This window comes from Oceanobacillus sp. FSL W7-1293 (assembly GCF_037969815.1).
GTDB lineage: Bacteria > Bacillota > Bacilli > Bacillales > Amphibacillaceae > Oceanobacillus > Oceanobacillus oncorhynchi.
Map to the genome: position 1 here is coordinate 2,972,433 of NZ_CP150212.1, position 12,452 is coordinate 2,984,884.

The 12,452-nt window shown below is 40.0% G+C and carries 13 protein-coding genes; all 13 read right to left on the minus strand.

Annotated elements, in window-relative coordinates; all coding sequences use genetic code 11:
- Positions 1 to 299: 299 nt before the first annotated feature.
- Positions 300 to 1,202 carry a GTPase Era gene (era, locus tag MKY65_RS14605; RefSeq protein WP_042534822.1) on the minus strand — a complete coding sequence of 301 codons (903 nt, stop codon included), beginning with the start codon at positions 1,200 to 1,202 and terminating at the stop codon, positions 300 to 302.
- 739 nt (positions 1,203 to 1,941) lie between these two features.
- Entirely contained in the window at positions 1,942 to 2,304 is a 363-nt protein-coding gene (locus tag MKY65_RS14610) for a diacylglycerol kinase family protein (RefSeq protein ID WP_212929085.1), read from the minus strand.
- Positions 2,294 to 2,758 carry an rRNA maturation RNase YbeY gene (gene ybeY, locus MKY65_RS14615; protein ID WP_339177999.1) on the minus strand — a complete coding sequence of 155 codons (465 nt, stop codon included), beginning with the start codon at positions 2,756 to 2,758 and terminating at the stop codon, positions 2,294 to 2,296. Before ybeY ends, MKY65_RS14610 begins: the two co-directional genes overlap by 11 nt.
- The gene (locus tag MKY65_RS14620; RefSeq protein WP_339178002.1) at positions 2,758 to 4,875 is read right to left on the minus strand and encodes an HDIG domain-containing metalloprotein; all 2,118 of its coding nucleotides are present in this window, start codon (positions 4,873 to 4,875) and stop codon (positions 2,758 to 2,760) included. Before MKY65_RS14620 ends, ybeY begins: the two co-directional genes overlap by 1 nt.
- 253 nt (positions 4,876 to 5,128) lie before the next feature.
- Positions 5,129 to 6,100, minus strand: a complete 972-nt coding sequence (locus MKY65_RS14625; protein ID WP_339178003.1) for a PhoH family protein — start codon at positions 6,098 to 6,100, stop codon at positions 5,129 to 5,131.
- A 2-nt stretch (positions 6,101 to 6,102) separates the two neighbouring features.
- Positions 6,103 to 7,320, minus strand: coding sequence for a sporulation protein YqfD (yqfD, locus tag MKY65_RS14630; RefSeq protein ID WP_339178006.1), 1,218 nt, complete (start codon positions 7,318 to 7,320; stop codon positions 6,103 to 6,105).
- A gap of 114 nt (positions 7,321 to 7,434) precedes the next feature.
- Entirely contained in the window at positions 7,435 to 7,734 is a 300-nt protein-coding gene (yqfC, locus tag MKY65_RS14635) for a sporulation protein YqfC (RefSeq protein ID WP_339178009.1), read from the minus strand.
- Positions 7,735 to 7,856: 122 nt separating this feature from the next.
- On the minus strand, positions 7,857 to 8,408 hold the full coding sequence (locus MKY65_RS14640) for a hypothetical protein (protein WP_212929083.1): 552 nt from the start codon (positions 8,406 to 8,408) through the stop codon (positions 7,857 to 7,859).
- 27 nt (positions 8,409 to 8,435) lie between these two features.
- Positions 8,436 to 9,431, minus strand: coding sequence for a flotillin-like protein FloA (floA, locus tag MKY65_RS14645; RefSeq protein WP_040980627.1), 996 nt, complete (start codon positions 9,429 to 9,431; stop codon positions 8,436 to 8,438).
- Positions 9,432 to 9,458: 27 nt separating this feature from the next.
- On the minus strand, positions 9,459 to 10,793 hold the full coding sequence (locus MKY65_RS14650; RefSeq protein WP_339178013.1) for a nodulation protein NfeD: 1,335 nt from the start codon (positions 10,791 to 10,793) through the stop codon (positions 9,459 to 9,461).
- Positions 10,794 to 11,024: 231 nt separating this feature from the next.
- A complete protein-coding gene (locus MKY65_RS14655; RefSeq protein ID WP_339178016.1) occupies positions 11,025 to 11,471 on the minus strand; it encodes a GatB/YqeY domain-containing protein in 447 nt (148 codons plus the stop codon).
- Positions 11,472 to 11,485: 14 nt separating this feature from the next.
- Positions 11,486 to 11,662: a 30S ribosomal protein S21 gene (gene rpsU / locus MKY65_RS14660; RefSeq protein WP_019377991.1), complete on the minus strand. Its 177-nt coding sequence runs from the start codon at positions 11,660 to 11,662 to the stop codon at positions 11,486 to 11,488.
- Positions 11,663 to 11,773: 111 nt separating this feature from the next.
- A complete protein-coding gene (gene deoC / locus MKY65_RS14665) occupies positions 11,774 to 12,439 on the minus strand; it encodes a deoxyribose-phosphate aldolase (protein WP_339178019.1) in 666 nt (221 codons plus the stop codon).
- Positions 12,440 to 12,452: the final 13 nt, after the last annotated feature.

Below are 12,452 nucleotides of genomic sequence, written 5' to 3' on the forward strand. Positions count from 1 at the left end.
ACTGACTCTTCACAAATAGGAAAGGATAAACTTTTCTATTTACTTCATTAAGTGCAACCAAGCATTTTCTAAAGCTTCGACTTTACCGCAGTAGAGATTCTAAGAAAACAAAATCCGCTTTTAAGACTTCCTTTAACGAATAACAAGATTTACTGACGAAAGAGGACAGCCTGGAATGAATGTCCGCCTCTTTTATAGGTTGGTTCGATTTGACGTTTTCATTAGTATAAAAAATTACCATCTTTAAGAGGATATTCAAAAAAACGAATTAAAACAGCATATCCGGTTTACCATATCCTCTAGTACTCATCAAGCCGGAATCCGTATTCATGTAATTGATTCTGTTTGTTTCTCCAATCCTTCTTCACTTTTACCCAGAGTTCTAAATATACTTTAGACCCGAGCAATGCTTCAATATCGCGGCGTGATTGCTGCCCGATTTTTTTCAGCATACCGCCCTGCTTGCCAATCAAAATACCTTTTTGAGAGCTTCTTTCCGTAACAATCGTTGCTTGTACCAATAATTTATCATTTTCGTTCTTCTCTATATTTTCAATGACTACGGCAATCGAATGCGGAATCTCTTCCTTCGTATGATGCAAAACTTTTTCGCGGATAAGCTCAGAAATTACAAACCTTTCCGGATGATCTGTTATTTGATCTTCCGGATAATATTGCGGACCTTCCGGCAATTGCTTAGCGAGCACCTCTAGTAAATGATCTACATTATTCCCTTCCAATGCAGAAATAGGAATAATTTCCTCAAATTCATAAAAATCCTTATATTGATTAATCAGCTGCATAAGCTTTTCCGGTTGAATCTTATCGATTTTATTAATGATCAGATATACCGGCTGTTTTATTTTTTGAAGCAAATCAATAATATACTGATCCCCGCGGCCGTATCCTTCATCCGCATTGATCATAAATAAAATATGATCCACTTCATTCAATGTGTTCTCTGCCACCTGTACCATAAAATCGCCTAATCGGTGCTTCGGTTTATGAATCCCCGGTGTATCAATGAAAATCATTTGATATTCTTTTGTTGTCAAAACACCTTGTATTTTATTTCGTGTTGTTTGTGCCTTATCGCTCATAATAGCGATTTTTTGACCAATCACCCGGTTCATGAATGTTGATTTTCCAACATTTGGTCTGCCTATAATAGCGATAAAGCCTGATTTAAAATTATTTGTCATGCTGTTTTCCTCCGAATTTCTATTCTTGATTAGGCGAGAGGACTCCCAACCTCAAGGCAGGCTAACGTCGCAACGTCCTGTTGCAACGCCTGCACTAGTACATCCTGTACGTCGGAATGTGCAGGGTGAAATCCAATGAGTAAGTGAGAGATGAATCGCCTTTTTGCATTCACGAACTTAAGTTCGTATATTATAATGTTCTTGAAAGATGCTCTTGAAAACTGAACATTGCAGGTTGTGGCGGGAATCGTTGCTTTGCCACGTAAAATGTTCAAGCCAAATATGTCAGCCAAGGCACACAAATGTGTGAACCTCAGGTAAGCTGAAAAGTAGTCCCAAAGGCAGGACCAATGGGATAGCGGGGTTGGGTGTTTTTAGCACACCGATGTGTCAACTCCACTGGCGGTTAATCGTCATCTTGAAAGTCGACACCCCAGAAACCCACACTTCCAATTTCTTTAGAAATGAAGTGGCGGGAGCATTCATTGTTTGCTTGCTTCCTATCATACTACATTTTTTAATTAGTTTCACTATATCGACAAAACCTTTAACAATCATACAATGAATTACAAAAAGGGAGGAGCTTGGTCAAGCTCCTCCCTTTTGACAGTTAATTTCAGACTTTCTTAACTGCATTAGCGCAACACTGTTGCCGGCAAAAGGCCTGATGACAACCACATCTGCTAATAACGTTATGAAGCTGGATAATCGTTCAATAAACATTATTTTTATCATACTATTATATGAATTGCATTATTTTAGGACCAAAAATAAGTATTCCGACTACAACGGATATCAGCGCAGTCACGAGGACAACACCAGCTGCAATATCCTTTATTTCCTTTATTCTTTCATCATAACCCGGCTGAATAAAATCCATGACCCGCTCAATGACACTGTTTATCATTTCAGTGATAAGCACTAAACCAATGGTTAATAAAATAACCGCCCATTCGATGAGAGAAAGATGGAAAAAGAAGCCTGCTGCAACTACAATCGTCATAGCGACAAGATGCAGCTGGAAATTCGACTCCTTTTTCACCACCGTTTTCAGCCCTGCCCAAGCATAACGGAATCCAACAACTCTTTTCTTATCTTTCAATGCCAAATGCACCTAAAATTTCGTCTTGTCTCTGAAACATTTTCTTCTCATCTTCTGCATTCATATGATCATACCCAAGCAGGTGTAAAAATCCGTGTAACGCTAAAAAGGCCAGCTCTCTCTCAAAGCTGTGATTGTATTCCTCCGCTTGCTCTTTTGCTTTATCTATCGAAATAATAATATCTCCCAGCACAACCGGCAGACCTTCGCCAACAATTTCAAGTTCTTCGTCTTCCATTTCCTGCATCGCAAATGAAATAACATCTGTCGGTTTATCTTTATCACGATAATCTCTGTTGATTACTTGAATTTGTTCATTATCCACAAAGCTGATTGAAATTTCTGCTTCAGCAGCTGTATTTTCTTCTTTTCCGGCAAAGGTCAGCAGCTTTTCGACAAGCGCTCTATGTTCATCAGACACAGCATTGGTTTCATCCTGAAAATCAATAAGCATTATTTATCCCCTTCCTTCTTCGGATACTGAATTCTAGAATGGAAAATTCCTTTCAAAGAATCACAAACCGTATGTTGAATGATTTTTAACTCTTTTAATGTTAAAGGACTGTTATCTAATTGTCCATCTGAAATTTTGCCATTGATAATCGATGACACAATGGAATCAATCGTCTCCGGTGTCGGTTCCTGCAAGGAACGGACTGCCGGCTCGACAGAATCACAAATACAGACAATCGCCGTTTCCTTTATTTCCGGCTTTGGTCCAGGATATCTGAAATCCGCTTCCTCTGTTTCCGGATCCAGCTCCTTTGCTTTCATATAGAAGAATTGCACTAAAGAATTCGAATGATGCTGCTTCGCAATATCAATGATTTCCTTAGGCATTTTATGCGCCTTTAACAAATTTGCTCCATCGGTTGTATGGCGGATAATAATATCTGCACTTTCCTTAGGCGGCAATTTATCATGCGGATTTTTATTTGGCATCTGATTTTCAATGAAAAAGGCCGGCCGCACAGTTTTGCCAATATCATGATAGTAAGCGCCCACCCGTGCCAGCAAACCATTCGCTCCCACCGCTTCACAGGCAGTCTCACTAATGTTGGCTACCATTACCGAATGATGGTACGTTCCCGGAGCTTCCACCAGCAGCCGTTTTAACAGCGGCTGATTGGGATTAGATAATTGCAGGAGTTTCATATCTGTCAATATACCTAAAAAGCTTTCGAACAACGGCAATAATCCAATTGCCAAAATAGCTGAAAGACAAGCAGCAACTATCCCTAAACCAAGGTATAAAAAGACATCGAACCAAGTATATTTTTCAAAGGACAGGAATAGAAATAAGATAATGACAGCAGAATGAATTAAAATCAATCCAATCGCTGTTTTTAAAATAACAAGACGTTCACTTAATTTCTTCATTAACACAATTGCGGCAAGCTGAGAAAAAAGGAAATAGATAGCCGCTTCGACGTGCAGCATCCCGGCAATATAACTGTTAAACATAAATGCAGCTAAAATGGCATATAAGATACTGAGACGTACCGCTGAACGATCGCCGATTAATACTTTTAATAAAATAGCAATAGCTGCAATAGGGGTAACTAAATAGAGAGCATTCGTCTGGTCAAAGAAATAACTTTGGATTTTCATAACAAAAATAGCCAGTACACTTAACAGGGAAACAGCTACAATCGGCAGAAGGTTCCATTTCTTATCTTTTGCAATTTGCAGACATTCCATCCCGAAAAAGTATGCAATTATCGCTGCCAGAAATCCCAACGCCAGAATCGGATAAATATTACCCTCCTGTGATAATACGCCTACCAGCTCCAGCTGCTCGTAGATTTCATTTGTAATAGTCTGGCCTTCCCGAACAATGGTTTCACCGGCACGAATAACAACAGGGTCCACAAGTGTTGCGGCGTCTTTTTTCTCTTGAGCAGTTGCCTCATAATCAAAGAAAGAGTTTTCCACGACCGCAAATTCTGCTAATTCCATTAAATCTTCCTGTAAGCCTTCATTCATTTCAGAATAAGCTAAATCACGCTCGATATTGGTAATTCCAGATTGAATATTCTCTGCTCTGATACCTTGCTCTAATACACTTTCCAAACTCTCGGAAAATACTGCCCCCGCTTCTTCCAAGTCCTCTTCGGGCTGCTTCAGCAAGGAAATGAGCACTTCTTCGGAAATTTCTGAACGAATTTCTTCCGAGAGCAACGCTCTTAATTCAACTGCTTCTTCTTCAAATACCTCTTCTAAAGCGCCTTCATCATGTTCCGCGATGATGGTTAATACAGCATCAAAAATTTCGTTTACATAATTTAATCGTTCCTCTGTCACCTCTTCGGAAATGCTGTACCGGTCAGGAACGGCATTGACTGCTTCCCTGATCCGCTGATCCGTTTCCTGCTTATTTTCAATTGTTATCGGTGAACGTATTGTCTCTTCAGAAACAGCAAAACGCTGAATATCATATGTATCTGTACGTACATTATCTAATAACGTCAGAAAAACAAGTGCTCCTATAATAAGGGCCGGGACAATTGCAATAAAGTATTTTCGATTATTTTTAAAAAAAGGAAGTATTTTCTTCCATCTTTTTTTCAACACCTTCACCTCCTCTTTTTATTTTACCACTTCCATCCAACGGATTGGGATGAAATTATCTAAAATTAAGTGAATTCCTTGGTCATAGTAAAACAACAAATCCACAGACTCTTCACCTGATATTTTAACTTAAAATTCCATATTTAGTTCTAAAACGACTTTGAAAAACTTTGTCCGTATGCAGCATGGATATCTAAACGTTAATCAGAGTTTAATTTTATGATGAACAACAAGGATGAGACATTCTTTTGTCTCATCCTTCGTTCTCACCTTCTGTTTCGTAAGCATTTATTATTTTTTGAACGAGTGGATGACGCACCACGTCGGCAGCCTGCAGATGAACAAAGGCTAAACCTTCGATTGGGCTGAGCATCCGCTCAGCAACCTTTAAGCCGGATACGATGCCTTTCGGGAGATCCACTTGTGTCATATCTCCCGTAATAATCATTTTCGACCCAAATCCTAAGCGCGTCAGAAACATTTTCATTTGAGCCGGTGTTGTATTCTGGGCTTCATCCAAAATAACAAAAGCATCGTCTAAGGTTCTGCCCCTCATATAGGCCAACGGTGCAATTTCAATCGTTTCCCTTTCAATTAAACGGGCTGTATGCTCTGTGCCTAATACATCATGTAAAGCATCGTACAATGGCCTTAAATAAGGATCTACCTTTTCCTTTAAATCACCTGGCAAAAACCCTAGGCTTTCACCGGCTTCGACTGCCGGCCTAGTTAAAATAATTTTTTTCACCAGTCCGTTCTTCATCGCATGAACGGCCATAACCACAGCCAGGTACGTTTTTCCTGTTCCGGCCGGACCTATGCCAAAGACAAGATCCTTTGACTTGATTGCCTGGACATATTGTTTCTGGCCAAGTGTTTTTACACGAATAGACTTTCCTTTATAGTTCTTTGTAATTTCATCTTCAAATAACGTTTCAAACTGTTTTATCTTGCCTTTTTTCGCCAAGTCTACAGCATAGACAACATCCCGTTCCGAAACTGTCTGTCCTTTCCGGATAACGCTTAAAATAGTCAGCAGAATCTCCTGTACTAACTGCACTGCCTGATTCTCTCCAGAAACGCGGATGGATTCGCCTCTGGATATAATATCTACATCAAGTAAAGCTTCCAGCTGTTTTAAATGTTTATCATTTGTACCAAATAAAGCAAGCGCTTCATTGGCACCTTCTAATTGTAAATCAATATCCACTAAGTTTTCGGGCATAATCAGTCTCCTTGAATAATAAGTTCTTCTTTTACAATATTTTCTTCTACCGAAAGATATAAGACTAATTCAACTTTACCATGCTCTATATGTTCATGTAAAATTTTTTCTGATAATATCGTCGCTTCTGGCCCCAGTTCATTTAATAATTGTATTTTAGCCTGCTCCACCCCAGCCTCGATTGCTTCCTCATTGGATCGCTCTTCATCTGTTTTTTTTGTCTCGCTAATTTCACTGGAAACATAAGAGAAAGGAAGCTCCCACTTTAAAAAATGAATGGGCTGTTCTTTCCGCTCCTCTTGTGAATGGGAATAATCCGGGTTTTTAAATCCCCAAAATGGAAGCTGCACATCACCAAAACGCAAATAATGCTTCGTTTTCTGATTTCCTGTTATCTCTTCTGTCTGGTATTGAAGCGGTACAGTGACATGAACTTCATACCATGTATTTGCCATCACCTCTGCTTCTGCAGCAATCGGTTTGTCCGGCTCTTCTTCCGTTTCTGTATTATCTTCTCCTTCCTCCGTATTTAAATTACCAGACACTAATATTTTCCCCGGAACCACGTAATCATTCACACTTACTTCAGCTCGTCCTCTAGAAACATACATGTTAGTGATGACGCCTTTTTTCGTTGCCACTAAATTTCTTGGTTCTCCAGGGGGGATTTCCTCCACAATCGTTTTTTCAACAGCCTCCAGATGCAATGAGGTCCCTTGGAGCTGAACGCCTGTCCAGAGCAGCTCTGGAACTTCATTTAAGAGCTGGCGTTGAATATCTTTTGGAGTAGCAAGAGAGAATAACCAGACACCCGGATACACTCCAAACGCCTCCAGCTCTGTTTCTATTTTTTCTTCAATTTCTTTTGGCACGCCAGTGATATGAACAGACCATAATAAATTAGACAAAATGAAAAAAAATAAAAAACCAGTTAAAATACCAGCAAGTAAGAATTTTTTTCGGCTGAGCCTCGAAAGAAAAAAAGGAAAGCCTTTTTGACCGGCAAAGGAAACTTTATACAAAGAGTTTCTCCTTAACTTTCTTAAGGCTCCCAAATCTTTAAACATAATTGTAGCCTCACAGCACGCAGCATCTATTTTTTTTACATCCCAAATAGGAATGCCCTTGCTGGCACATTTTTGCAGAAATAATTCCGGTTTGACACCTTTCACACGAACAGTAACGTAAGCACGTATCGACGGCGGATTTTGTTTTTTCATTTCAACCTCCCATTGCTTATCTGCTATCCTGACCTTTACATAAAATCATGCTGCGCTTATCAAAAAATGTTTTCTAAAAAGGAAGTTTCCATCAGCTTCGTAAATATAGAAGCATCAATCTTCTTTTTCGCCTGCGTGATTTAAAAAAATCACCTCAGAAATTGTTCCCTCCAGCATAATTTCTTTTGGAAGCATCATTTTAAGTACAAAGGAATGTCCTTTAATGCTTACAAATCCATTTGTTACCTTTAATTTAAGCTCTTCATTTGTATACAGTGCTAAGCCTTGATGATTTTCAATATAAAAATGCAAATGTCCAATGATTGTTATGCGCGGCATTTCCATAACAACATCGGATGGAAGAGAGAATTGCTCCATTAAAAGCGAACGGATTCTTTGTTGCCATTTTTTCAATGATGATCCCCCCTCATTGATACATATGTAAATAATGCTTTGAACAGAACTAGATACGAGGAAAAACAAAGAAACACCTTAACCAGCATAACAATGCCAATTAAGGTGTTTGATATTTCCTTTTATTTTCTTCTTTGCACGATACTTCTATACGGCTGTTTCGCACGCGGCGGTCCTAAGACCTCTGCCATAATAATACCGTTGACTAATCCTTTTCCATCAAGATTTCCAGAAACACGCTTCTTCATTTCGTTCTTTCCTGGGCTATCTGCTTCATCCTTGCGGTCCACAATCAAGTCCTTGAAATTTTGCTTTGCGTCTTCCACATCTTCTTGAGAGGAGGTTTGATAGCGATTTGTCATCCGCTCCATCTGTTTTCTCTGCTGCTCTTCAATACCTCCAGCAGAAATATCCGGACGTGCTCCCTCTCTGTAGACTTGACGCTCGGCACGAGGCTGCTCTCTTTTTCTTTGTGTCTGTCTTTGTGTCTGCTGCCTCGTTCTCATTTCTTGAGGGGAACGCTGCTGTCTTTGTCTTGACGGCGCCTGTTTATTTGGAGGTCTAGACTGCTCTTTTTTCTGTTCTTCCTGTTTCTTTTTAGAATCCCCCAGAAATGCAACTATTCCAGAAATAATGATAATAATAAGAAACAGATTTTCAAATATCCAGTCCATAAGCCCCCTCCTTTATTTTCATTTTAATTACTTATTTTGGTCGTCATCCTTATTATCTGTAGAAAGCTTGCCAATGGAATCACGCATATCTGTATCGGCATCAATATTTTGATAGTTCATATAATCCATGACACCCATTTTGCCTGAACGCAATGCTTCTGCTAATGCAAGCGGTACATCTGCTTCGGCTTCAACTACTTTCGCGCGCATTTCCTGTACGCGGGCAAGCATTTCTTGTTCTTGTGCTACCGCCATTGCGCGGCGTTCTTCCGCCTTCGCTTGAGCAATATTCTTATCTGCTTCAGCCTGGTCAGTTTGCAGGATTGCCCCAATGTTCTTACCGATGTCCACATCAGCAATATCAATGGATAAAATTTCGAAAGCAGTTCCAGAATCAAGACCTTTACTTAATACAGTTTGAGAAATCATGTCTGGATTTTCTAAAACTTCTGTATGTGCATTAGAGCTACCAATGGTACTTACAACCCCTTCACCGACACGGGCGATGATTGTTTCTTCACCTGCACCACCGACTAAGCGGTCAATATTGGCACGCACGGTAATTCTGGCTAATGCTTTTACTTCGATACCGTCCATTGCAATACCGGCAATAAATGGTGTTTCAATTACTTTCGGGTTTACACTCATTTGTACCGCTTCTAATACATCACGGCCCGCTAAGTCAATCGCAGCTGCACGTTCAAATAATAAATCAATATTTGCCCGCTGTGCTGCGATAAGTGCATTTACTACTCTGTCTACATTACCGCCTGCCAGATAGTGGCTTTCCAGCTGGTTGGTTTTCACATTCATCCCGGCTTTATGCGCTTTGATAAGCGGATTAATAACACGGTTTGGCACTACCCGGCGCAAACGCATACCGATAAGTGTAAAGATACTGATTTTTACTCCGGCTGCCAAGGCACTAATCCATAGCGCAACTGGTACAAAAGTAAATAAAATAGCTAAAGCAATAACGATGACCGCAATAATAATAAGCGGCATTAAAATATTTTCGTCCATGCTGATTCCTCCTGATTTAAAAAATAATTATTTCACTTCCCTAACAACGACACGAACACCTTCTACACGAATTACTTTCACTTTCTTACCCTTGTCAACAAAAGTTCCGTCTGACACGACATCAATTGTTTCATCATTTAGTTCTACCAGTCCAGAGGGGCGCAGCGCTGTTAATGAGTTTCCTTCAAGTCCGACAAGTTCTAAACGGTTTACTGAGGATACATAACCATCTTCTGTTGCTGTACTGTCTCTTAAAACAATATGGCGAAAAACCCCTTTATCCATACCTATTCTTCTAAATAAGATGATAGCAAGAATCACAGCAATCAAAAAGGCAATCCCTATGCTCATTGACATGTGGACCATATCATACCCTGACATGAATAAGGAACCGATTACCGCAGCTATTCCCAGCACTCCCAGAATCCCGCCGGTTACAAAGAATTCTGCTACAATCAGACCAATACCGATAATAAGAAGCAGCAGCGCCTCCATGCCTGCTAATCCGGCAACAACATGCCCATAAAAGAATAATACTAAGGATACCAGTCCTAATATTCCCGGCACGCCAAAACCTGGAGAGTACAGTTCTACAATCAAACCTATACTGGCAACAGATAATAAAATAGGAATAACAACCGGATGCGTTAAAAACCTCGCCAGTTCTTCTGCCATCGAAGTTTCTGTTTCTACAATAGTTGCTTCAGACAGATTAAGCTCTTCCAGAAGTTCAGCACGGTTAGAAACAATTCCTTCTGCATATCCAACTTCAACTGCTTCTCTTGGGCCGAGTGTCAGGAACTGTCCTTCAGGAGCCCCATACTCCGGTAAATCAATGCTGTTATCAGCCATTGCTGCAGCATAAATAGGATCTCTGTCATTTGATTCTGCAGCACTTCTCATTTGCGCAAGCCAGGCAGATTGTGCTTTCTCATCTGCTGCTGTTCCATCTTGATTAATAATCCCGCTCGCTCCCATAGTTGCATGCGGATTAAAATAAATATTATCAGAGAACAACGCAATGTAAGATCCGGCAGATAATGCTTCATTGACGATATAAGCCGTTGTCGGGACAGTTATACTTTGGATATGCGAACCAATTTGTCCGGCAGAGTCAACACGGCCGCCAGGCGTATCAATTTCAAAAATAATATGATCTGCCCCGCTTTCCATCGCCTCTGTGGCAGCCCGGTCAATAAATGCTTCCAGGCCTCTTTCCACTTCCCGTTCAATTGGTACAATATAAACTGTTTCGCCTTCACCCTGCTCAGCCTCTGTCTGCGTTCCGGTAAATATGGATACAATGGTTAAAACTGTTACAAACAATATGTATACAGCTAACCGCTTACGATGTCTTTTCAACTTGAGTCACCCCCTCCTCCTGCACCTTATCTATATTTACGAAAGTAATCCCAAAAAGGTTTCATTTTTCGTGGATGGGTATACTTTGATAGTACCATATCTCCTCAGGTTAGAGAAAGCTTCATCTAAGTTTGACAAGATGAATGATTATTTCATTTTCCGTCGTTTCACTGCGGCCATTGATTTTCTGGACAAATTAAAAAACCAACCCTGATTTAGGGTTGGTTTTCTTTATCGCAATTGCTGCTCTACTATTTGTTTGATTTTGGTACCGTCTGCCTGTCCTTTAACCTTAGGCATCACAGAGCCCATTACTTTCCCCATATCTTTCATGGAGTCAGCATTAACTTCTTTTATTGTTTCCTGAATGATCGATGTTAATTCTTCATCTGAAAGCTGTTTTGGTAAATACTGCTCCAGTATTTCCAATTCTTTTTCGGTCTTTTCAACCAAATCTTCTCTTCCAGCATTTTTAAATTCTTGGAGGGAATCTTTTCTCTGTTTAACTTCTCTCGAAAGAATAGTTAATTCTTCGTCCTCAGATAGAGTATCTTTTCCAAGCTTAATCGATTCATTCTGAATAGAAGCTTTTACCATGCGAATAACGCTCAGGGTTTCTTTATCTTTGTTCTTCATCGCCTGCTTCATATCTTGATTTAATCGATCAAGTAGCGTCATACGTCACACCTTCTTTAGAATTTACGTTTTCTAGCAGCCTCTGATTTCTTCTTACGGCGTACACTAGGTTTTTCATAGTGTTCACGTTTACGATATTCTTGTAATGTACCACTTTTTGATACACTACGCTTAAAGCGACGAAGAGCATCCTCAAGAGACTCGTTTTTACGAACGCGAGTTGTATTTGACATGCTAATTTCCCTCCCTCCGAAGCACAAAACCATTTTTAATGCGAGCATGAACATACTTTCATGCCTTTTTAAATTATAATATAATCCCGCTAAGCGGTCAATGGTTATTTATTAATAATCTGAAGTTCCTTCTTTACCAGAGACAATCTCTAATCCGGCACTTGCACCGATGCGTGTTGCTCCTGCTTCAATCATCGCTTCCGTTGTTTCCAAATCACGGATTCCTCCAGATGCTTTTACTCCCATCTCCGGTCCGACAGTTTCCCGCATTAATCTGATATCTTCCACGGTTGCACCGCCGCCAGAGAATCCTGTCGAGGTCTTTACAAAATCTGCTCCAGCTTCTTTTGCTAATTGACAAGCTAATACTTTTTCCTCGTCTGTTAATAGAGCCGTCTCTATAATGACCTTTGTTAAAGCTTTATCTTTTGCGGCATCTACAACTGCTTTTATATCTGCTTTTACCAATGCTTCGTTGCCAGCCTTCAATTCTCCGACGTTAATAACCATGTCTACTTCTGTTGCTCCATTTTCGATGGCCTCTCTCGTTTCATAAACCTTTGTCTGTGTCGTCGTAGCTCCTAAAGGAAAGCCAATGACCGTACATACCTTCACTGGGGAATCCTTTAGTTCACTCACGCAGTAAACAACCCAATGCGGATTAACACAAACGGATGCAAACTTATTTTCTTTTGCCTCTTCGACAATTTTTGCAATTTGACTTTTTGTCGAGTCAGGTTTTAATAATGTGTGGTCAATATAAGATGCTAAATTCATGATTGTTATCTCC